The 21,751-nt window shown below is 65.6% G+C and carries 15 protein-coding genes; 4 read left to right on the forward strand and 11 right to left on the reverse strand.

Features of this window, described 5'->3' with window-relative positions:
* Positions 1 to 29: 29 nt before the first annotated feature.
* Positions 30 to 566, reverse strand: coding sequence for a transcription/translation regulatory transformer protein RfaH (rfaH, locus tag MC381_RS03945; RefSeq protein ID WP_251976436.1), 537 nt, complete (start codon positions 564 to 566; stop codon positions 30 to 32).
* 292 nt (positions 567 to 858) lie between these two features.
* Here rfaH and MC381_RS03950 point away from each other — a divergent pair, with 292 nt between their 5' ends.
* A complete protein-coding gene (locus MC381_RS03950) occupies positions 859 to 2,250 on the forward strand; it encodes an AmpG family muropeptide MFS transporter (protein ID WP_251976437.1) in 1,392 nt (463 codons plus the stop codon).
* A 28-nt stretch (positions 2,251 to 2,278) separates the two neighbouring features.
* Here the strand turns inward: MC381_RS03950 and MC381_RS03955 are convergent, their stop codons facing one another.
* Positions 2,279 to 4,099, reverse strand: a complete 1,821-nt coding sequence (locus tag MC381_RS03955; protein WP_251976438.1) for a tetratricopeptide repeat protein — start codon at positions 4,097 to 4,099, stop codon at positions 2,279 to 2,281.
* Between the two features lie 121 nt (positions 4,100 to 4,220).
* Here MC381_RS03955 and MC381_RS03960 point away from each other — a divergent pair, with 121 nt between their 5' ends.
* From MC381_RS03960 to MC381_RS03970, 3 genes are read left to right on the forward strand one after another with little or no spacing between them, the layout of a single operon-like run.
* The gene (locus tag MC381_RS03960) at positions 4,221 to 6,134 is read left to right on the forward strand and encodes a hypothetical protein (RefSeq protein WP_251976439.1); all 1,914 of its coding nucleotides are present in this window, start codon (positions 4,221 to 4,223) and stop codon (positions 6,132 to 6,134) included.
* 4 nt (positions 6,135 to 6,138) lie between these two features.
* Positions 6,139 to 8,190, forward strand: a complete 2,052-nt coding sequence (locus tag MC381_RS03965) for a DNA topoisomerase III (RefSeq protein ID WP_251976440.1) — start codon at positions 6,139 to 6,141, stop codon at positions 8,188 to 8,190.
* Positions 8,187 to 9,098 carry a ketopantoate reductase family protein gene (locus MC381_RS03970; protein WP_251976441.1) on the forward strand — a complete coding sequence of 304 codons (912 nt, stop codon included), beginning with the start codon at positions 8,187 to 8,189 and terminating at the stop codon, positions 9,096 to 9,098. The genes MC381_RS03965 and MC381_RS03970 overlap by 4 nt, the downstream gene beginning before the upstream one ends.
* A gap of 93 nt (positions 9,099 to 9,191) precedes the next feature.
* Here the strand turns inward: MC381_RS03970 and MC381_RS03975 are convergent, their stop codons facing one another.
* The 9 genes from MC381_RS03975 to cysM all read right to left on the reverse strand — a co-directional run bounded on the left by MC381_RS03975 (position 9,192) and on the right by cysM (position 21,685).
* Positions 9,192 to 10,613 carry a sugar porter family MFS transporter gene (locus MC381_RS03975; RefSeq protein ID WP_251976442.1) on the reverse strand — a complete coding sequence of 474 codons (1,422 nt, stop codon included), beginning with the start codon at positions 10,611 to 10,613 and terminating at the stop codon, positions 9,192 to 9,194.
* A gap of 58 nt (positions 10,614 to 10,671) precedes the next feature.
* Positions 10,672 to 11,352 carry a nucleoside/nucleotide kinase family protein gene (locus tag MC381_RS03980; RefSeq protein WP_335342003.1) on the reverse strand — a complete coding sequence of 227 codons (681 nt, stop codon included), beginning with the start codon at positions 11,350 to 11,352 and terminating at the stop codon, positions 10,672 to 10,674.
* A gap of 349 nt (positions 11,353 to 11,701) precedes the next feature.
* Entirely contained in the window at positions 11,702 to 12,019 is a 318-nt protein-coding gene (locus MC381_RS03985) for a chaperone modulator CbpM (RefSeq protein ID WP_251976443.1), read from the reverse strand.
* A complete protein-coding gene (locus MC381_RS18245; protein ID WP_286009640.1) occupies positions 12,016 to 13,026 on the reverse strand; it encodes a DnaJ C-terminal domain-containing protein in 1,011 nt (336 codons plus the stop codon). The genes MC381_RS03985 and MC381_RS18245 overlap by 4 nt, the downstream gene beginning before the upstream one ends.
* A 146-nt stretch (positions 13,027 to 13,172) precedes the next feature.
* Positions 13,173 to 15,851 carry a phosphoenolpyruvate carboxylase gene (ppc, locus tag MC381_RS04000; protein WP_251976444.1) on the reverse strand — a complete coding sequence of 893 codons (2,679 nt, stop codon included), beginning with the start codon at positions 15,849 to 15,851 and terminating at the stop codon, positions 13,173 to 13,175.
* Positions 15,852 to 16,229: 378 nt separating this feature from the next.
* Positions 16,230 to 17,117 (reverse strand): nucleoside triphosphate pyrophosphohydrolase, encoded by an 888-nt coding sequence (mazG, locus tag MC381_RS04005; protein WP_251976445.1) that lies wholly within the window; start codon positions 17,115 to 17,117, stop codon positions 16,230 to 16,232.
* The gene (relA, locus tag MC381_RS04010; RefSeq protein WP_251976446.1) at positions 17,117 to 19,375 is read right to left on the reverse strand and encodes a GTP diphosphokinase; all 2,259 of its coding nucleotides are present in this window, start codon (positions 19,373 to 19,375) and stop codon (positions 17,117 to 17,119) included. The genes mazG and relA overlap by 1 nt, the downstream gene beginning before the upstream one ends.
* Position 19,376: 1 nt before the next feature.
* A complete protein-coding gene (locus MC381_RS04015) occupies positions 19,377 to 20,786 on the reverse strand; it encodes a TRAM domain-containing protein (protein WP_251976447.1) in 1,410 nt (469 codons plus the stop codon).
* Between the two features lie 2 nt (positions 20,787 to 20,788).
* A complete protein-coding gene (cysM, locus tag MC381_RS04020; protein ID WP_251976448.1) occupies positions 20,789 to 21,685 on the reverse strand; it encodes a cysteine synthase CysM in 897 nt (298 codons plus the stop codon).
* Positions 21,686 to 21,751: the final 66 nt, after the last annotated feature.

The following is a 21,751-nucleotide window of genomic DNA, read 5'->3' on the forward strand; positions in this document are numbered from 1 at the left end:
GAATCGGGTGGGTCGGTCCGAGTGTCGACCTACGACTGCCCTTTGCGCAGCGCGTCGATCGGCAGCTCCAGGCGCTGTGTCTGCTGCAGCAGGTTGAGCAGAACGATGGCTCGCTCTTCGCCCTTCTGCGTCTCGAAGATGGCCTTCAGCGCGCGGAAGGGGCCTTCGGTGATCTCGACCATATCTCCCTGGCGATAGTAGACGTTGGCGCGATCCCGGCTGGCATCGCCCGCCACGCGATCACGCAGGGTCTCCACCAGCGCATCCTGTACCGCCACCGGCTCCTGACCGAAGCTGACCAGGCGCAGCACGCCTCGGGTCGACCGGATCGGTCGCCAGTTGCTTTCCATCCGGTCGAGCCGGATGAACAGATAGTGCGGAAATAGCGGCTCGGCCACCCAGGTCAATTTACCCCGGCGACGCTTTTGCACCTCGAGTACCGGATGAAAGACATCGTATCCCTGATTGTCGAGATGCTCGCTGGCGCGAAAGGACTCGCCCCCCTTGCACTGGATGACATACCAGCGCGGCAACGAATCGCCATCCAATGTCGACTCTGTCGTCATCGCCTCAATCCCTTATTCATGCTTGGCAATTCGAAAGACCCGGCAGCGCGCTGCAGTCATCGGCCGCTACCGGGTTCGCTCGCTCTATATCGGCCACTCTTGCGGCTCTTGGTGGCGGCGCCCGCTGGCCGACGCCACGGCAAGCTGAATTCCCCACGCCGTCTCGGCCAGTTTCGGTTAACGAGACAGGCTCGTTAACGACGACGACCCAGACACGGCGCGATCCGCTAGGGTACCATTTCGGCGACGACGCGTCCGCCCGCGCCGCGTCGAATCCGTTTCTGGAGGTTGCATGCAACGCGAGCCACGCGCCTGGCTGACATCCATCGGCGTCTATCTGCGGGCGCCGGTACTGACCCTGCTGTTTCTCGGTTTTTCTGCCGGCCTGCCCTACCTGCTGGTGTTCTCGACGCTGACCGCCTGGCTGGAAGACAGTGGCGTGGAGGTCGCCGCCATCGGCTTCTTCAGCTGGGTCGGCATGCTCTACTCGGTCAAGCTGTTCTGGGCGCCGATCGTCGATCGCGTGGGATTGCCGGTGATCGGCCCTTGGCTGGGGCAGCGACGTAGCTGGATGCTGCTGGGGCAGGCGTTGATCGCCGGCGGGCTGGTCGGGCTTTCGGGAGTCGATCCGGTCGGACACCTGCCACTGGTGGCCCTTTTCGCCCTGATCACGGCCTTCGGCGCCGCGACCCAGGATATCGTCATCGATGCCTATCGTATCGAGTCCGGCGAACCGGCAATCCAGGCCGCCATGGCGTCGACCTATATCATCGGCTATCGCGTGGGAATCGTCATGGCCGGCGCCGGCGCACTCTATATCGCCGACGCCGCCTCCTGGTCGGCCGCCTACCTGAGCATGGCGGTACTGGTCTCGGTCGGCGTCATCACCGTGCTACTGCGTCCCGAGCCACCGCGCCCGCAAGGGCTTCGCACCGTGCTGTTCCATCCGCGTATCCGCCAGTTTCTGCATCGAAGCCGCCACCGAGCCCACTGGCAGCGCCATACCGGCGTCTGGCTCCTGGCGGCGGTGTTCTGCCCGATCGGCGACTTCTTTCATCGCTATGGGCGTCTGGCGCTCGCCCTGCTGCTGTTCATCGGCATCTATCGCATCAGCGATATCGCGATGGCCGCCATGGCCAACCCGCTCTATCTCAGCCTCGGCTTCAGCAAAAGCGATATCGCCAGTGTCACCAAGGTCTTCGGCGTGTTGATGACGATCGGCGGCGGCCTGCTGGGCGGCCTGCTGGTCGTGCGCTATGGACTTGGGCGCATGCTGGTGACGGGCGCCCTGATGGTGGCGCTGACCAACCTGCTGTTCGTGATGCTGAGTCTCGGCGGCGACAGCCTGCCGCTGCTGGTGATCGCCATTACCGGCGACAACCTCGCCAACGGCCTCGCCAGCACTGTCTTCATCGCCTTTTTGTCGAGCCTCACGTCACGCGCCTACACCGCCACGCAGTACGCCCTGTTCTCTTCGCTGATGACCCTGCCCGGCAAGTTCATCGGCGGTTTCTCGGGCATCGTCGTATCAGACTTCGGCTACGCCAGCTTCTTCGTGTTGAGCTGCCTGCTCGGGCTGCCGGCGGTGGCTCTGGCCGTCTGGCTGAATCGCCGCATGCCCGACCTTGGCAACGAGATGACCACCGCCGAGGAGACCCCGACCGAAACCGCCAGCGCCCGCTGATCGGCCGCCGCGCCGCGCGCCCGGCGACCTAGCGCCGGGCGGTGGGTTGGCTCGCCAGCCAGGCCAGCGCGCCGTCGGCGGCAACCCACTGATCACGCATCAGCTGCCGGTATTGCCAGGCCTCGGCGCGGGAGCCTGGCTCCGGCATATCGACGCCCAGGCGCGCCGGTCGCGGCCGGTCCTGGCACAGCACCGGGACCACATACGGGTTGGCGGCACAGATATCGCGCAACAGCGCCAGCGCTTCGTCGTGCCGTCCCAGCCGATAAAGCGCCAGCAGGCGCCCCATCTGAACGCCCAGCATGTCGGCGCCCTCCGGCCCCTGTTCGCTGACCGACAACACCTTGTCATCGCGCCCTTCGCGCAGCAGCTGGTCGATCACCAGCTCGCGCAGCCCCAGGCTATCCTCCTCGTCCAGGGCCAGCAGACGCTGGGCCAGCTCGCGTGCCTGCGGGCCGGCGCCGCGCTCCATGCCGATCACCAGCGCCAATCCGGTGCGCAGCAGCGTGGCGTTGTCGGCGTCGTGCCAGGAAAATGTCCCGCCGGCGTCCTCCAACTGGTTGAGCCACACACCGTAGCGTGCCGCCAGCGGCGTAAAGAAGGTATCGACCATCCACGGCAGGCTGCCGAACCGGCTCGCCAGCGCCAGCGTCAACGCCTGCATGACGCGCGGCGCATCGAGCCACTCCGGATTGGCACAGAGCGCCTGCAGCCACTGCGGTGCGGTCTGCCAGGGGTCGCCGAGAAAGCCGAGCGCCGCGTCTTCATCGATCTCCACCTCACAAGCCTCGACCCAGCCGTTGTAGAGCGAGATCTCCCGCGAATTGGGCTCGTAGTGCAGCGAGCCATCATCGGCCCGCGTCAGCGACAGCCGCGGCGGCTGGTGATGCGTATGCAGCAGCGCCTGCAGCGCCGTCAGCGGTCCGGCCAGCGCCTCCTCGGAGTGAATCACCTGCTCTGCCAGCGCCGCCTCGGGATCGTCGGCCAGCTCGGCAATGAACTCGAGCTGGTCGGGGTCGAGATGGTGCTGGCGTGACAGCCGCCGCCACCAGAAGGCAGCACGCTGGCGCGCCTTGCCGATATTGCCCTCGTGCAGCAGCACCATCGCTTCCACGTAGGCCAGGGAAGGAGAATCCGGCAGGGTCCGCTGGGCGCGCTGAAAAGCCTCGCGCGCGCTGGCCAGATCGCCGCTGTCGAGGTGCATGAGACACTGTCGCTCCAGCGCCGCGCCGCGCAAAAAATCCGGCCCTTCGCCGATGACACGTTCGAGCAGCGCGCCCCGCTTGCGATGAAATCCGCGCTCTTGATAGAGATCGACCAGAATCTCGAACGCCGGCTCGATCTGCTCGGCCAACGCCTGCCAGTCGCGATCGCCGGCGAACAGGGACTCCAGAATCTGCTGGGCCCGGCCGTTGTTGCCGCTCTCCGCCGACACGATACCGGCCTCGAGTAGCGCCTGGGCCGGTGCCTTGCCGCTTTCCAGCGCCCGCTTCAGCGTGTCACCGCGCCACTCGCGCAGCGACAGCATCCACATCAGGTGCCCCGGCACGACGCTCGGCATTTCCACCCGAGCACAGCAGTCACGATAGGCCCTACCGGAATCGCACCAGCAGGGCTCTTCGAGACGCGGCTCCGCCAGCGGTTCGTAGTCGAAGTCACGCCGCACCAGCGGCGTCTGGTTCCAGATAATGGGCGCCAGCGCCTGCGCCAGGTCCAGACTGCCGCCGCAGTGTTCGGCGCCCTCGTCACGCGCCCATGCCATCATCGCCGGGTAATGTTCGTTGGCGCGAATCGCCTCCAGTGCGCCGCTGGCGTAGCCCAGCAGCTGTTCGACCCAAGCGGTCAGCATCGCAATCCTCCGTTGATTGCCCCCATCGTAGCACGCACGACAAGAGCGCTGGCGAGCGCCGCGCCGGGGTGCTAAGTTAGCCGCCGCCCGCCCTCTCGACACCTGCTACAAGGGATCGCTCGTGCTGTTGCCGCTTCCGTTTCGCCGCCGCACCCACTCGACCGCCAACGATACCCCACAGGTGCGTCTCGAGCGGGAAGGTCGCGACGAAATCCGCCGCATCACCGCCGCCGTGGAGAAGGTGCCGTGGACCATCAGTCTGCTGCAGATCCTGTGGACGGCGGGCCCGGTCACGCTGCTTGGCGCCTGGGGCGGCTACCTGCTCGGTTACGGCAAGGCGCCGACGCTCGAGAACTACATTTTTTTCATCTCCTTCACCGTGATCACCGGCGCGGCGGGGATCATTGCCAATCTGCTGCACCATTTGACCGGTGGCGGCCGACTGGCGCGGACCTCGCGACGCATCGAACGCGTTATCAAGACGTTGCCCGAGTTCCTGCTGGCGACGCGCAACCTGATCGTCGATAGCCTCGAGGGCGATGCCCGCCGGCGCGAGGCCGCGGCCATGCTGCTGCGCAAGCAGGACCTTTCACCGGAAGGCGTCGAACTGGCGGCGCTGGAGCTGCTCGAGGATCGCGAAAGCGCCCGCCTGATCGGACAGATCGATGTCTACCGTCGGGTCGGCCTGCACGCCCGCGTGAGCGACCTGGTCGAGATCTATCGCGATCAGATCGAGCCGCGTTTTACCGAGCTCTACGATCTCTCGCCACAGGCCATCACGCTGCTGCGCGAGCGCTTCGAGGGGCATGCGCCGGATCCGCGCTACGGCGTGCCGCGCGATGAGCATTTCATCGAACGCGTCATGGCCGCGATCGAGAATGACAACGACCTGCTGATGACCCTGCAGGACGTCGAGGAGATGGTCATTCTGGCGTTTGAGCTGATCAGTGGCCGCGAGATACCGGTACTTTCCTTCGAGTATCGCGGTCGCTGGAAGCTGGCGCGCGCCTTCGACACGCTCGAAGAGGCGCGGGCGCGCCATCGTATCGCCCAGGCCACCGGCCTCTCTCGCCTCAAGGCGCTCAACACCTACCTGATGGAACAGGCGGTTACCTCCAGCGAAGAGAGTGTCTCCGGTCAGCGTGCCGACGCTCTGCTGGCCCACAGCGTGGCGGCCATCGACGAGCTGAGCGAGCGCATTCACACACTGGCGTACGCGATCCAGACCGGGCGCAGCGACGACCGCCAGACTCTGCGTCAGCAGGCCGAGGTACTGACCAACGCGATCAAGCTCTACAAGAGTGTCTCCAGCGCCTATGAGGAGGTCGGGCGTACCCACGCCCACCGTCTGCGCATGGCGGAGCGCTGGGAGACGCTGAGCGCGGGCCTCTCCGATAGCACCACGCGACTGCGTCTCGGCCCCGGTCGGCGCGGCCTGCGGATTCGCGAAAGCCGCATCGCGCTGGACGACGAGGCCAAAGCCGTCGTCTGCAAGCACCTTGGCCGCTACCTGGAAAACGCCAATATCGGTTCGCTGCGCGAGCGTCTTCGTCAGGCGGAACGCGATACACGCCTGAGCGTCGGTGTCGACAGCGCCAAGCGGCTGGCCGTCGAGATATTCCTGGCGCTGGAGCCCCACGTGCATCTCTCCAAGCCCGCCGTGCAGCGTGCCATCAACAGCTCCAACGCTGCCGATTTCGGCCAGCTCGAACCCAACCTCTCCGCGGCCGCGAAGGCGGCGATGGGCTCGGCGATGGTGCGCGAGATCGAGACCGACCTCTCGCGCACCGCGGAGTCGCTCGCGCTGGCGCTTGTGCGCCACTACCGCGTGGCGCTGGAACCCGCAGCGATCGACTTTCTCAAACGCCAGTACGGCGCGCGCGAGGCGACGCTCAATATGCTCACGAATCTCAACCTCGAGCGCAGCGAAACACCCAACGTCAGTTACCTCAGCCTGGCGCCGCCGGCGGTAGGCTCGCCGCATCGGCAGTGGTATCGGGCACTGGTGCGCGCGCGCCGTCATCTGGAAAAATGAGCGCATGCGCCTGATCGTTGCCGAAAAACCCAGTCTCGCCCGCGCCATCGGCGACGCCCTGCCCGTGCCCGCCAAGCGGCGCGAGGGCTATCTCGAGGCCGGCGATACCGTTGTCAGCTGGTGTCTCGGCCACCTGCTTGAACAGGCCCCGCCGGAGCACTACGACCCGCGCTACAAGCAGTGGCGCCTCGATGACCTGCCGATCCTGCCTCAGCGCTGGGCGCTGGTGCCGCGCAGCCAGGGCCGCTCGCAGATCGCCGTGCTGCGCAAGCTGATGAAAAACGCCAGCGAGATTGTCCATGCCGGCGATCCTGACCGCGAAGGCCAGCTGCTGGTCCAGGAAGTGCTGGAGCATCTGCGTTGGCGCGGCCCGGTGAAGCGGCTGCTGGTGCAGGATCTCAATCGCCCGGCGGTGGCGCGCGCCCTGGCCGAGCTGCAGGACAACCGGCGCTTCCAGCCGCTCTACGCGGCGGCGGAAGCCCGCGCCCGCGCCGACTGGCTCTACGGCATCAATCTCACCCGCGCCTGGACGCTGATCGGTCGTCAGGCAGGCTATGACGGCCTGCTCTCGGTCGGTCGGGTGCAGACGCCGGTGCTCGGGCTAGTGGTTCGCCGCGACCGGGATATCGCGGCCTTCGAATCCAAACCCTTCTATGTCCTCTGGACCGATCTGACCGTCGCCAGCGGTACATTGCGCGCCTGGTGGCAACCCGGCGAACCGCACACGCTGGATGGCCGCTCCCTGAATGACCAGGGACGCCTGCTCGATCCACGCCCGGCGCACGCGCTGGCCGAACGCCTGCCAGGTGCAGACGGTCATCTGGCCGAGCTGGAACAGCGCCGCAAGCGTCAGGCCGCGCCGCTGCCCTACTCGCTCTCCGCGCTCCAGGTGGACGCCGCGCGACGCCACGGCCTGTCCGCTAAGCGCGTGCTCGATGTCTGCCAGTCACTCTATGAACGCCATCAGCTGATCACCTACCCGCGGTCGGATTGCCGCTACCTGCCACGAGCCCACCACGGCGAGGCCGAAAAGACGCTGCGCCAGGCGTGCCGGCAAGACGAGACCCTGCGCGGCTGGGCCGAAGCCGCCGACTTCACCCGCCGCTCCAAGGCGTGGGACGATGCCAAGGTCGGCGCCCACCACGCGCTGGCGCCGACCGGCCGACCGGCGGACCTGGGCAAGCTCAGCCGCGACGAGGCCAACCTGTTTCGGTTGATCGCCCGTAACGTGCTGGCGCAGTTCTACCCGCCGCTGGAGACCTTCGAGACGCAGGCGACCTTCCTGATCCTCGAGGAACGCTTTCTGGCCAAAGGCCGCGAAATCCTCGAGCCCGGCTGGAAGCCGCTATTCACCACGCGCGACGACACCCCCACGCTGCCAGCCTTGACCCAGGGCGAACGCGCCACGGTGCAAGACGTGGGCGTGGAGGAGCGCGAGACCCGTCCGCCGGAGCCGTTCAACGACGCCAGCCTGATCAAGGCCATGATGAATATCGCCCGCTACGTCGAGGATCCGGCTGTCCGTCAGACGCTGCGCGAGACCGACGGTCTGGGCACCGAAGCCACTCGTGCCGGAATTATCGAAACCCTGCTGACTCGAGGCTATCTGGTACGCGACAAGAAGGCGCTACGCGCCACGCGCACCGGACAGGCGCTGATCGATTCCCTGCCGGCGGCAGCCAGCCAACCGGAGCGTACCGCCCTGTGGGAACAGCGCCTCTCGGCCATTGCCGAGAACCGCGACGCGCCGGGCCCCTTCATCGAGGCACTGGTTCAGGATCTGCGCGCGCTGCTTGGCGCGGCCAGCGCCGCCAAACTCAACCAGGCGCTCGCCGACGCGCGTCAGAGTGCAGCACCGCAAGCGCCGGCGAGACCATCAGGCAAGGGCCGATCGAACAAGCGCGGGTCCAGCAGCACCCGTTCGTCCGCGCGCCAACGCGGCACGAGCCGTCGCACGTCGCCGAATGCCACCTCGGGCGATAGTCCGACGGCCAAAACCGGCAAGCGCTCGGGAACGTCAACGCGTCGCCGCCGCACTCCGAGCGGCAACTCATGAAAGGTGAACGCGATCGCTGGCTGGTGATCGGCGCGGGGGCGCTCGGCATGCTGTTCGCCGCGCGTCTCGCAAGATACCACTCGGTCACGCTGCTCGGCCGCGCGACGGCCTCCACTGGCTCGCTGTCTCTGATGACGCCCGAACAGGAGCCCGCACGGGCCGATATCGAACGCGTCACAGTCGATACCTGGCACCCGCCCCAATCACCGGACGTGGTCGTGCTCGCCACCAAGGCGCACGATGGCGAATCGGCGTTACAGCCGCTGCGCTCGCGTCTGGCGGCCGATACCCCACTGTTGCTGCTGCAGAACGGTTTCCGCCTGCAGCCACGTCTCACCGATCAGTGGCCCGGGGCGGTGATTTGCGCCAGTACCACGGAAGCGGCCTATCGTCCCGATCCGCCGACGGCGACCACCGAGGTGGTCCATGCCGCTCGCGGCCATACCTGGATCGGCGATCTGCACCAGCGTCACGCGGCCTTGGCCGAAACACTGGCGACGGCGTTACGCGCGGCCGGCCTTGCCGCCACGGCCTGCGCGGATATTCGCCTGCGACTGTGGCACAAGCTGGCGATCAATGCCGTGATCAACCCCCTGACCGCCCGCGACCGGGTCCCCAACGGCGCCTTGGCCGCACCCGACTATCACGACGAGATCGGCAGACTGGTTGACGAAATCGACCAGATCATGGCGTTTGAGTCGATTCCCGCACCATCCGCGGGCTGGACGACCTTGATCGACGACGTCATCCACGCCACGGCGGCGAATCATTCCTCGATGCTGCAGGATGTATTGGCCGGCCGGGCCACCGAACGCGAGGCCATACTCGGCCCATTGCTGGACGCTGCCAGGGACCATTGCCTCCTGGTACCGGCCCTGACAGCCCTCTATCACGCCACGCCGCGCTGAATAGCCCCGACGCCGCGTTGGTGACGACGCTCCTGAAACGACGACGGCCGACGCTTATCGCGTCGGCCGTCGTCGAGGCCATTGCCACGCGCGTCAGTCGAGCGCGCTAATGGGTTTGCCATCGTGGCCCGTACGGGCTTTATCCGCCGGAAAGAAGACGCCTTGCTTGAGATCGCTCTCGATCTCTTCGAGCGAGCGCCCCATGGTCTCCGGCACGTAGCGCACGATAAACACCAGGGCGAGGGTGGTTATCACCGCATACAGCCAGAAGGTGCCGGACGTACCCAGCGCACTGATGAGCGACAGCGTGGTCAGTGTGACCAGCAGATTGAAGACCCAATGGCTGAGCGCCCCCATGCTCGCCCCCTTGCCGCGTACGAAGAGCGGATACACCTCGGCGTTGATCAGCCATAGGCAAACGCCGAAGCTGCAGTTGAGCGCCATGTAGATCGCCAGGCAGGCCACCAGCAGCCACTGGCTGAAGGTATCCTCCGGCGCACCGCCGATAAACAGAATCCCCATGATCACCAGCGCCACGGCCGACCCCGGGACCATCCACAGCAGAAAGCGCTTGCGACCGATGCGGTCGACCAGAAAGATCCCCAGTACCGTTGCCAGGTTGATCAGCACCGCCCCGCCGATTGCCGCCAGTACCGAGGCACTGTCGCCGAAGCCGGCCTGACTGAGAATCGTCGGCGCGTAGTAGATCAGGGCATTGTTGCCGGTGATCTGCGAGAACATGGCGATACCCACGCCGGCGACCAGTGCCGGTCGGATCCAGGGCTGGAACAGGTCACGCCAGGTACCCTCGGCTCGCGCGGAAACCTCCTTGATCTCGCGCATCTCGTTCTCGGCGCCCTCGCGGGAGGAGCGAACGCGCTCTAGAATCGCCAGCGCCTCGGACTCGCGCGCCTTGCCGACCAGCCAGCGCGGGCTTTCCGGCAGTACCAGCATCCCGAGCATCAAGATCACCGCCGGCACCACGCCGAGACCGAACATCCAACGCCACTGCTCACCGAGCCCGTAGCCCACGAGATAGGCAACCAGGATGCCGAAGACGACCATGAACTGGAACATCACCACCAGCTTGCCACGATGTTGGGGCGGCGTGACCTCGGCGATATAGACCGGAATGATCTGCGTGGCACTCCCGGCGGAAAGACCCAGAATGAAGCGCGCCGCGATCAGCACACCAACGCTGGTGGACATCGCCGACAGCAGGGAACCGACAATGAAAACGGCGCCGATCAGAACGATGGTGCAGCGTCGCCCCAGATGATCCGACAGCCGGCCGGTGCCGACACAGCCGAAGATGGCACCGAGAATGATCGCCCCCGTGACCAGTTGCTTCAACGTATCGTCCAGCGCGAACTGCTTGGAGAGCCCCAGCAGCGCCACGCCGATGATGCCGGTGTCGTAACCGAACAGCAGGCCGCCCAGCGCGGCTACGATAGAGACCAGTACCACCAACCCCTTGCCCTTGGGACCGCGACTGGCCGCTGCGCGAGTCGTCATGTTTCACTCCTTGAATGATGAAAAGCCGGCATCCCGATGCCGGTACGGCGCGCCGCTGTCACGGCGTCTGAAAGTGAATCGAGCTGCCGTGCCAGCGCAGGCGACGGTCGGCGCTGGCGGCCGCCGCTTCGATCCGCTCGGCGTTGGGGGCATCGGTATTCATGACCCAGTCGCGCGCTTCGCGCTCGCTGCGCCCGAACTGCATGTGACGCGCCACCAGCCGCTGCTCGCGCAGTTCACGATCGACATCGAGAAACCAGACCTCGTCGATCGCCGCACGCACCGCGGGCCAGGGGGCGTCCGGCAGCAGCAGATAGTTACCTTCGGTGATCACCAGCGACGTGGCGGGCGGTACGGCAATACTGGCCGCGATCGGCTCTTCGATCTCGCGATAGAAGCCTGGCGCATAGATCGTTTCGTCGTCACTGGCGCGCAATCGCCCGAGCAGGTCACGGTAGCCGCCGGCATCGAAAGTATCCGGTGCCCCTTTACGCTGGGACCGACCCAGTTGCGCCAGCTGACGGTTCGAAAGGTGGTAGCCATCCATTGGCACGACCTGGGCACGAGCCCCCAGCGCCGAGACCAGCGCCTCCGAGAGTGTGCTCTTGCCCGACCCGGGCGCACCCACGAGACCCAGAATTTGCCGTGGCGCTGAATCGATTAAGCGTTGAGCCGCGTGAAGAATTTCAGGCGCAATATCCACGGATAGCGCGCGCGTTTCCATGACTGTCTGACGCATCGGTGACTACATTGAGTGGTATTGAAGGATACTAGCGTAGCACGCTTATATTTCGCGATAAGTGTCTTTTTAATAAGACTTTCGAAGTGTTGTAATATTACAAGATAACGCACTAGTCATTGCCCAAAAGCCACTGCAATTTGTTTTTCAATGTTTAAATGACAACATCAAAAACGAGATAATCGACGAAAGTCTAACCCAGACAACCACCCCTGCTGATTGTTGGGTGGCAATCAATGGTGTGCGGATCGACAGCGGCCAGGGAACACCCTAATCGGCGAAAACGGCCACTGGGAATCAAGGACATGACCATACCGAACAACGCCAGTGACTTGATCGCTGTCGGCGGTCAGTGATCTTCGCGCGCGGCAAGGCGCTGCCTCAGTGTCGAGACTTCATCGAGCAACTCAAGCGCGAGCGCGGCACCGGCGAGATTGACGCCCAAATCTTGCTGCAGGCGCTGAACCACTCGAATCCGCTGCAGGCTGTAGCCATAAAAACGCCACTGCTCTCGTCGCCGTCCGGCGGGTTCGATGATCCCCTCGTCAACCAGTTCGATCACCCATTCGGCGTGGACGGTACAGGCTCGACAGAGTTCAGCGAGCGTCAGCGTCGGCAAATCGTCGAGCGTCTCGGCGTGCAGGTGGGTCAGGTCCTTGGCGGTCATGGTCGTGGCTCCCCTTCCGCACGTGGGTTGAAAGCGCTGGCCTCCGCCAGTTCACGGTAGGCGGCGCGTACGCGATCACTGTCCGCGGGCGGCAAGACGATCTTCAACGCCACATAGCAGTCGCCCGGCGGATCGCCGGGAATCCCCCGCCCCTTGAGCCGCAGCCGGCGGTCGGCGGCGGACCCCGGCGGGATTTTCAGATCGACCGTACCGTCCGGTAGCGGTACGCTCACGGTCGCGCCGAGGGCCGCCTCCCAGGGCGCGACCGGGAGCGACAGGGTGACATCCCGCCCCTCCACGCGATAACGCTCGTGGGCCTCGAAGTCGATCTCGAGAAACAGATCGCCCGCCGGCCCGCCGCCGAAGCCGGGCCCGCCCTGCCCCGTCAGACGAATACGCTGCCCCTGCCGGACACCTTTGGGAATCCGCACCTTCAACGTGCGCTCATGCGGCGCGAGATGCCCCGATGCATCCCAGTTGGCGGAGTGCAGCGTCAGCGTTCGCGTGGCGCCCCGATAGGCATCCTCCAGCGTGATCGATACCCGTGCATGATGGTCGTCGCCACGCATGGCTCGACGCTGTCCCTGCCGTCTGCCGGCCCCCGCTCCCCGAAACCCGCTCGCGTCGAAACCTCGCGCCTCGAATCCATCCTGCCGAAACCCGCGCCGCTGACCGAACAGCGATTCGAAGAAATCGCTGAAGGCGGCCGCGTCCTCCTGGGTATAGCCGCCACCGCTGAATTCAAAGCCAGTATCCCAGTCGGGCGGTGGCTGGAAGTCCTCGCCGGCCTGCCAGTTATGCCCCAACTGGTCATAGGCGGCCCGCTTCTCGGGATCTTTCAGCACCTCGTAAGCCTCACCGACCGACTTGAACTGCGCATCGGCGTCGGCTTCCTGGCTGACGTCGGGGTGATATTTACGCGCCAGCCGCCGATAGGCCCGCTTGATCTCCTCCTGAGTCGCGTCGCGCTCGACGCCGAGTACCTCGTAGTAATCCTTGAACTCCATGCCGCGCTCCCGCAACTGGATCGAAAAGGCGCCGTCCCAACACCGTGGCTCCTACCTCATCTTATATAGCAGCCGTAGGAGCGCGTGTGGGAGACGGCGCGCCGCTTGGCCTGCGCCGTATCGTCGCGCGTCGGCAGCCGATGCGTTTATCCCGTGTTGCGCAAGCCGGCGGCGATGCCGGCCATCGTCACCATCAGCGCGCGAGACAGCTCGGGCGTGATCTCGCCTTCGGCGTCCCGGTTGCGCTGCAGCAGTTCGGCCTGCAGCCCATGCAGCGGATCGATGTAAGGGTTGCGCACCTCGATCGCCTGGCGGATCAGCGGCGTATTCTCGAGCAGTTCGCGCTGGTCGAGAATATCGAGCAATACCGACTCAAGCGACTGCAACCGCTGGCGCAGCGAGGCGCCAAGCGCCTGCAGTGCCGGCTCATCGACCAACCGCTCCTCATAGTAGGCGGCAATACTGGGGTCGGACTTGGCCAACAGCATCTCGAGCATATCCAGATAGGTGCCGAAGAAGGGCCACTGCTCGCGCATCTCGCGCAGGCGCGCCAGCCCACCGGGCTCGCCGACTCGCTCGGCGAAGGCTTCGCCGCTCCCCAGCCAGGCTGGCAACATCAGTCGCGTCTGGGTCCAGGCAAAGATCCAGGGAATGGCGCGCAGCGTCTCGATACCGCCCTCCTGACGGCGCTTGGCCGGTCGCGAACCGAGCGGCAACCGCCCCAGGGCGCCCTCTGGCGTGACGGCGCGGAAGTAAGGCACGAACTCGGGCGTCTCCCGTACCACCCCGACGTAGGCGCGATGTGCAATCGCCGCCAGTCGATCCATCTCCTCTCGCCATGCCGGACGCGGCGCGGGCGGCGGCAACAGCGTGGCCTCCAGGACCGCGCAGAGATAGATCTCCATCGAGCGCACCGCGATATCGGGCTGACCGAACTTGAAGCGAATCATCTCGCCCTGCTCCGTGACCCGCAGACTGCCGTTGACCGACCCCGGCGGCTGCGACAGGATCGCCGCATGGGCCGGGCCGCCACCGCGTCCGACGGTACCGCCCCGGCCGTGGAACAGGGTCAGCGCGACGCCCTGTTCACGGCAGATCGTCACCAGCCGCTCCTGCGCGCGATACTGCGCCCAGGCCGCCGCAAGCTGTCCGGCGTCCTTGGCCGAATCCGAATAGCCGATCATCACCTCCTGGCGCTCGCCGATCCGCTCGCGATAGCCCGGCAATGTCAGCAACCGCTCGACGACATCGCCCGCCCGGTCGAGATCGTCGAGTGTCTCGAACAGCGGCGCAATCGGCAGACGCAGTCCCTCCCCGGCCTCCTTCATCAATAGCGCGACCGCCAGAACGTCCGAAGGCTGCTGCGCCATCGAGATGATATAGGTCCCCAACGCCTCGCGATGCTCGCGGCCGATCACGCGGAACGTATCCAGCACCTCCTGCGCTTCGGCGGAACAGGCCCAGTGGACGGGGATCAGCGGACGCGGCGACGCCAGCTCGTCGAGCAGGAAGCGTTGACGCTCGCGCTCGTCCCAGGCCCGGTAATCGCCGATATCGAGATAGCGGGTCAGCTCCTCGAAGAACTGGGCATGGCGCGCGCCATCCTGACGCACGTCGAGCTTGGCAAGGGTTACACCGAAGACCGCGACACGACGCAGCGTATCCAGCAGCACACCGTTGGCGATCGTTTCCAGCCCCACATCGCATAACGAGCGATAGCAGGTAAGCAGCGGCTCGAACAGCTGCTCGCGGGTTTCGATCACCGCATCATCGCTCGCCGGCTCACCGTCGAGACGCGCGCGCGCCCAGGCGCGGGTCGACTCCAGCCGCGTAGAGAGCTGCTTGAGCAGCGCGCGGTAGGGTTCCGGCTGATCACCGGTCGCCTCGTGCAGGGCCGCGCTGGCACGCCACATCGACAGCTCGGCCTTGAGCTGCTCCAGGTCGCGCAGATAGAGATCCGCCGCCATCCAGCGTCCCAGCAGCAGAACCTCCTGGGTGACACTGGCGGTCACGTTGGGGTTGCCATCGCGGTCGCCGCCCATCCAGGAGGCGAAACGTAGCGGCGAGGCGTCCAGCGGCAGTCGCTCACCGGTCTGGTCCAGCAGCAGCGCGTCGAGATCGCGGTGAAAGGTCGGTACCGCCTGCCACAGCGAATTCTCGATCACCGCGAAGCCCCATTTGGCCTCGTCGACTGGCGTCGGCCGCTCGTGGCGGATCTCGTCCGTATGCCAGGACTGGGCGATCAGCTCCTCCAGCCGCCCCTGGGCCCGACGGCGCATCTCGGGGTGATCCTCGCTGTTCTCGATCTGTGTCAGGCAGTGGTCAATGGCGTCGTATTTCTGGATCAGCGTACGCCGGATGACCTCGGTCGGATGCGCGGTCAGCACCAGATCCACGTGCATGCCGGCTATCGCGTCGACCAGTTGCCGAGGGCCGTGACCGGCATCCGCGATCCGCGCCAGCAGCTCGGAGAGGTCCGGCTGCAGACCTGGCTTGTAGTCCTCGACGCGCCGATAGCGCGCCCGGTAGTGCTGCTCGGCGATATTGGAGAAGTTCAGGAACTGGTTGAAGGCGCGCGTCACTGGCAGCAATTCGGACTCCGGCAGCGCACGCAGGTAATCGATCAGCGCTCTCCGGTCCGCCTCCTCGGCCTGTTGTCGCCCCTGCTTGGCCAGCGCGCGTATCGTTTCGATACGCTCGACGAAGGCATCGCCCAGATCTCGCGCGATCGTGCGACCGAGGCTATCACCCAGCAGCCGGACATTGTCGCGCAGCGATTCATGCAAGGAGGAGTCGTGCAAAGCGGAGGCCTGTTCCGGGCTCATGGCGCTCTCCCAAAAAGAGATGAAGCCGACCCCGTGCGCGAGCCGGCGAAAGATGATTCAGGTTTCAGCATAGCGAGCCTGGCACTGGCGTCGAACGGCAACGCGCCCGCGAGCATCGCCTCAGCGACACTCTACTTGCGAGAAAAGGAGATCGTGAAGAAAGGGGCAAAGCAACTGCGCGAACGCGCCTTCCGGCGATGAATCGTTGACATATCAGGCCCTAGCCAGCGGCGCTGCCGGGACAGGGCGGTCACGACACGCCCTGGAGAGGCGCCATCGATAAGGCGTTGTTGAAGAGAAGCCCTGGAAGAGAGGCCCTTGGAAAATAAGCCTCGGTGAAGAAGCCCTTGGGCCACGGCGGCGGCTTGTCGGCCGAACTCAGTCCTGATCCACCTCGCGCTCGCGGCGCTTGGCTGCCTGCCAGTGGGCTTCCATGGTCTCGAGCGAGGCCGTGACCGGCGTCAGACCGGCGGCAACCAGTTCGCGTTCGACGTGGCGGAAGCGCGATTCGAAGCGTGCGTTGGTCCCGCGTAGCTGCTGCTCGGGGTCACAGCCGAGACGGCGAGCGAGATTCACGGTGGCAAACAGTAGATCGCCGATTTCGCTCTGTGCGTGCTCACGGTCCCCTTCGGCCAGCGCGGCTTCGACCTCGCCGAGCTCCTCGCGAATCTTGTCGATCACGCCGCGCTCGTCCGGCCAGTCAAAGCCCTGGCTCGCCGCCCGCTTGCTCAGTTTGGCGGCACGACTCAATGCGGGCAGCGTCACGGGGACATCATCGAGCGCCGAGGCAGCCACCGGTTCCGCCCCACGCGCCGCCCGCTCCTCCGCCTTGAGCGCTTCCCAGCGTGCCTTGATCTCCGACTCGGGCAGTTCGCCGTCGCTGCGGCGTGAGGCGAGCGTGCCATCCGGAAAGACATGCGGATGCCGTCGCAGCATTTTGGCGGTCAGCGTGTGCACGACATCGTCGAAGTCGAACCGCCCCTCTTCGCGGCCGAACTGGCTGTAGTAGATAACCTGGAAGAGCAGGTCGCCCAGTTCCCCCGGGAGTTCGTCGAACGCTTGTCGCTCGATGGCATCCGCGACCTCGTAGGCCTCCTCAAGCGTATGCGGGACGATCGTCTCCCAGCGCTGGCGCAGGTCCCACGGGCAACCGGCCTCAGGGTCGCGTAGCACCGCCATCAGCGTCAGCAGGTCGTCGAGGGCGTAACGCCCCTCCCCGCCGGCCGCCGGCGAGGCTGCCAGACCGGATCGTGACGTATCGGCCATCAGACGCCGCTCCCGTGCTGCCCCTGGCGCAGTCGCTTGACGTCGATCACGTTGGGCAACTGCTGGATACGCGAAAAGATGCGCTCGAGCGCCTCCAGCCCCTCGACCTCGAGCGTGATGCGCATGCGCGCGATATTGTCCTGCTTGTTGGTCGTGGTATTGACCGAGGTGACGTTGACCCGGTCGCTGGAGAGCACGTGGGTGACATCGCGCAGCAACCCCGAACGATCCCAGGCTTCGACTTCGACATCCACCGGATACTGGGCCCGCGCTTTCTGGCCCCATTCGACATCGACGATGCGCCGAGGCTCGTCGCTGCGCAGGGTCAGCACGTTGGAACAGTCCTGACGGTGAATGGTGACGCCACGCCCCTGGGTGATGTAGCCGATGATCTGATCGCCCGGCACCGGGTGGCAACAGTTGGCCATGGTGGTCTTCAAGTTGCCGACACCGAGTACGGTAATGCCGTCGTCCGACTCCCGCGACGGTTGCCGCTTGGGTCGGGTCAGCAGTCGATCGAGCTGCTCCTGATCGTCGCTCTCGCCGAACAGCTGCTGCGCCTGATGCAGCACCTGACCGATCCGCAGGTCGCCCGCGCCGATCGCCGCGTACATGTCGTCGACACTTTGATAATTGACCGCCTCGGCCAGTCGCGGCAAATCCACCCCCTCGATATCGAGACGGCGAAACTCACGATCGAAGATCGCCTTGCCGTCGTCGAGGTTCTGCTCACGGGCCTGCTGCTTGAACCACGCCTGGATCTTGGAGCGCGCACGCGAAGTGCGCACATAGCCCAGATTGGGATTGAGCCAATCACGACTGGGCGCACTCTTGGTCGCGGTGAGAATTTCCACCTGCTGGCCCGTGCGCAGCAGATAGGTCAGCGGCACGATACGACCGTCGACCTTGGCCCCGCGGCAGCGATGTCCGATTTCGGTGTGCACGCGGTAGGCGAAGTCGATCGGCGTCGCGACCTGCGGCATGTCGATGACGTGGCCGTCCGGCGTGAACACGTAGATACGATCCGGCGCGACGTCGCTGGCCAGGCCCTCGCGAAAGTCGCCGACGTCACCGACTTCCTCCTGCCACTCGAGCACCTGACGCAGCCAGGCGATCTTCTCCTCGTAGCTGCGGCTCTTGGGATCGATGTCCGTGCCCTTGTAACGCCAGTGAGCGCAGACGCCGAGCTCTGCCTCCTCGTGCATGGCGAAGGTGCGCACCTGGATCTCCAGTACCTTGTTTTCGGGGCCGATCACCGCAGTGTGCAACGACTGGTAGCCATTCTTCTTGGGATTCGCGATGTAGTCATCGAACTCGTTGGGCACGTGATGCCAGCGCGAGTGCACCACGCCAAGGGTGGTGTAGCAGTCGGCGATCTCCGGAACCAGGATCCGCACCGCCCGCACGTCGTAGACCTGCGAGAAGTCGATCTGCTTGCGCTGCATCTTGCGCCAGATCGAATAGATATGCTTCGCCCGACCGTCGACCTGGTAGCGCAGAATACCCTGCTGCTCGAGCAGCGCTTCCAGCGTGCCGACCACGTCATGGATGTAACGGTCGCGATCCAGGCGCTTCTCGGCCAGCTGCTTGGCAATCGACTTGTACTCCTCCTCATGGAGGTAGCGGAATGCCAGATCCTCGAGCTCCCACTTGATCTGGCCAATGCCAAGCCGGTGTGCCAGCGGCGAGTAGATGTCGAAGACTTCGCGCGCCACGCGCAGGCGTTTCTCGCGCGAGGCATCCTTGACCTGGCGCAGCGCGCAGGTCCGCTCGGCGATCTTGATCAACGCCACGCGCACGTCGTCGACCATGGTCACCAGCATCTTGCGCAGATTTTCCTGCTGATTGTGCTGGGAAAGCCCGTGCTTCGGTGCCTGCAGCTGGCTGATCGCCGCCATACTGAGCACGCCCTCGATCAGCTGCGCGACCTCGCGCCCCATCTGCTTGGCGACACTCTCCAGGCTCAGCAGACCACGCCGCACGCTGCGATAGAGCACCGCCGCTTCGAGCGTCGGCTGGTCCAGCTTGAGCTGGCTGAGAATATCCGCCATCTCGAGCCCGGTCAGCAGTGTCTTGTCGGCCAACGCCTCGACCGCGCCCGGCGCCGCCCGTTCGCCGGCGCGCAGCGCCAGGTCGCAGGCCAGGCGCATGCGTTCGGGCGACTTCAGCGTCACCTCTTCCTGCAAGCGCTGCAGCCAGAGATCGAGATCGATGCCACCGGCATCGATCCTCGGTTGATCCTCGCGCACCTTGACCATGCTATTGCTCGCCTCCTTTGCGAACCGGATGCTTCGCACGCTCGAACAGCGCCAGCGACTCCAGATGCGCGGTGTGCGGGAACATGTCGGCCACCGCCAACCGCGTCAGTGAAAACCCACCCTCGAGCAGATGAACGGCATCCCTCGCCAGCGATGCGGGATCGCAGGAGACATACAGGACACGCCCGGCGCCGCCCGATGCGAGCTGCCGGCAGAGCGCCTCCGCGCCCTCTCGCGGCGGATCCAGCAGCACGCTGTCATGCTCGGCCAACAACGTCGCGAGTGACGCGCCGACGCGCGCCAGATCCACCTGCAGAGCGGTGACCTCGAGCCCGTTGCGACGAGCATTATCGGCGAGTCGTTCGACCATCGCATTGCTACCTTCGACCGCCGTGACACTGTGAACGTCAACGGCCAGCGCCAGCGCCAGCGAGAAATTGCCGATCCCGGCGAACAGGTCCAACAACCGCTCGTCGCCGGTCGGCGCCAGCCAGGCGCGTACGGTATCGATCAGCTGCTGATTGACCTCGGCGTTGACCTGCAGAAAATCGCCCGGCTCGAAGGCCAGAGAGAGGGACCGGGAACCGGCCTGAATATGGGTAGCAAGCGCCGGCGGCGTGTCGAGCCATTCGAGCGTCGGCGATTCCCTCCCCACCCTAAGGGCCACCGCAACGCCCCGGGCGCGGGCGAATTCACGCCAGCGGGTGGCGTCAGCGGCGTTCGCTCGCAGCTGACGCACCACGACAACCGGCATGGCGGCCTCGGTCTCGAGCAGTTCCAGATGGCCCACCTGACGCGGGGCTTCCAGCGCCTCGAGCTGGGCTCTCAACGGCGCGAGCAGCGCAGCCAACGCCGGCGCCAGTACATGGCAGTCGTCGATATCCACCAGTTGATCGCTGCCACGCGCGCGAAAGCCAAGGTGAACCTGGCCGCTGGCATCACACTTGACACCTAGACGGGCCCGACGGCGATAGCCCCCCTCACGGCCGGACAGTATCGGTATGTCCTCGGGCGGGGTGATCGACTGGCGCCGAAGCAGCTCAATGAGCACCTGCCGCTTGTGCGTACGCTGTTCGTGCACGTCGAGATGCTGAAGATCGCAGCCGCCGCAGCGGGCGGCATAGCGGCAGGGTGGCGTGACACGCGTCTCGGCCGTCTGGAGAAGCTGGCGCACGTGCGCCTCGTCGAACCGCCGCCGCTGGCGATGAATCGCTACCTCGACCCGCTCCCCCGGCAGGGCGGCCTCGACGAAAACCGTCTTGCCCTCGGCGCTGCGCGCCACGCCGCGACCATCGTGGGCCAGGCGCTCGATCAGCAGTGCTTCATCTGTTGTCGGCCGCGACGAGCGCGGCACGCCGCGCTCGTTGGCACGACGTTCGCGCGGCACGCGTCGTTTTCCCAGCATGGCCATGGTCAGGCGTCCGGGGCATAGAGACCGGTGGAAAGATAGCGGTCGCCGCGGTCGCAGACGATGAACACGATCACCGCATTGTCGACCTGCTCGGCGACACGCAGCGCACCGGCCAGGGCGCCGCCCGAGGAAACGCCTGCCAGGATGCCCTCTTCACGCGCCAGGCGCCGCATGTGCGTTTCCGCTTCCGCCTGATCGATATCGAGCACGCGGTCGACTCTCGCCGGCTCGAAGATCTCCGGCAGATAGGCCGCCGGCCAGCGTCGGATGCCGGCGATACTGGCACCATCGGCCGGCTGTAGACCGACGATCTGAATCGACGGATTGCGCTCCTTGAGATAGCGCGAGGTCCCCATGATCGTACCGGTGGTGCCCATGGCGCTGACGAAGTGAGTGATACGCCCCGCCGTCTGCTCCCAAAGCTCCGGGCCGGTGGAGCGATAGTGCGCCAGCGGGTTATCCGGATTGGCAAACTGGTTGAGCGGCTTGCCCTCACCACGCGCGATCATGTCGTCGGCCAGATCGCGGGCCCCTTCCATGCCTGCCTCCTTGCTGACGCCGATGAGCTTGGCACCGTAGGCGGCCATTGCCTGCTTGCGCTCGCTCGAGGCATTTTCGGGCATGATCAGAATCATCTGGTAGCCCATCACGGCCGCGGCCATCGCCAGCGCGATGCCGGTATTGCCGGACGTGGCCTCGATCAACGTGTCACCCGGGGCGATATCCCCCCGCGCTTCCGCTTCGCGCAGCATCGACAACGCCGGCCGGTCCTTGACCGAACCGGCGGGATTGTTGCCCTCCAGCTTGGCCAGGATCGTATTGTCACGTCCGGCGTTGATACGGGCGAGTCGAACCAGCGGCGTATGACCGACGGTTTGCGCAAGCGTGGGAAATGCCATAGCGAAATTCCTAATGCCGAGGCCGGTCCGGTCGCGGTGGGGAATCCACACCACCACGACCGGCGA

Source organism: Salinicola avicenniae (assembly GCF_023736115.1).
Classification (GTDB): Bacteria; Pseudomonadota; Gammaproteobacteria; order Pseudomonadales; family Halomonadaceae; genus Salinicola; species Salinicola avicenniae.

Bases quoted from the DNA above. Each gene is read 5' to 3' on its own strand.
- rfaH (WP_251976436.1), bottom strand. From the start codon at position 566: ATGACGACAGAGTCGACATTGGATGGCGATTCGTTGCCGCGCTGGTAT.
- MC381_RS03950 (WP_251976437.1), top strand. From the start codon at position 859: ATGCAACGCGAGCCACGCGCCTGGCTGACATCCATCGGCGTCTATCTG.
- MC381_RS03955 (WP_251976438.1), bottom strand. From the start codon at position 4,099: ATGCTGACCGCTTGGGTCGAACAGCTGCTGGGCTACGCCAGCGGCGCA.
- MC381_RS03965 (WP_251976440.1), top strand. From the start codon at position 6,139: ATGCGCCTGATCGTTGCCGAAAAACCCAGTCTCGCCCGCGCCATCGGC.
- MC381_RS03970 (WP_251976441.1), top strand. From the start codon at position 8,187: ATGAAAGGTGAACGCGATCGCTGGCTGGTGATCGGCGCGGGGGCGCTC.
- MC381_RS03975 (WP_251976442.1), bottom strand. From the start codon at position 10,613: ATGACGACTCGCGCAGCGGCCAGTCGCGGTCCCAAGGGCAAGGGGTTG.
- MC381_RS03980 (WP_335342003.1), bottom strand. From the start codon at position 11,352: ATGCGTCAGACAGTCATGGAAACGCGCGCGCTATCCGTGGATATTGCG.
- MC381_RS03985 (WP_251976443.1), bottom strand. From the start codon at position 12,019: ATGACCGCCAAGGACCTGACCCACCTGCACGCCGAGACGCTCGACGAT.
- MC381_RS18245 (WP_286009640.1), bottom strand. From the start codon at position 13,026: ATGGAGTTCAAGGATTACTACGAGGTACTCGGCGTCGAGCGCGACGCG.
- ppc (WP_251976444.1), bottom strand. From the start codon at position 15,851: ATGAGCCCGGAACAGGCCTCCGCTTTGCACGACTCCTCCTTGCATGAA.
- mazG (WP_251976445.1), bottom strand. From the start codon at position 17,117: ATGGCCGATACGTCACGATCCGGTCTGGCAGCCTCGCCGGCGGCCGGC.
- relA (WP_251976446.1), bottom strand. From the start codon at position 19,375: ATGGTCAAGGTGCGCGAGGATCAACCGAGGATCGATGCCGGTGGCATC.
- MC381_RS04015 (WP_251976447.1), bottom strand. From the start codon at position 20,786: ATGGCCATGCTGGGAAAACGACGCGTGCCGCGCGAACGTCGTGCCAAC.
- cysM (WP_251976448.1), bottom strand. From the start codon at position 21,685: ATGGCATTTCCCACGCTTGCGCAAACCGTCGGTCATACGCCGCTGGTT.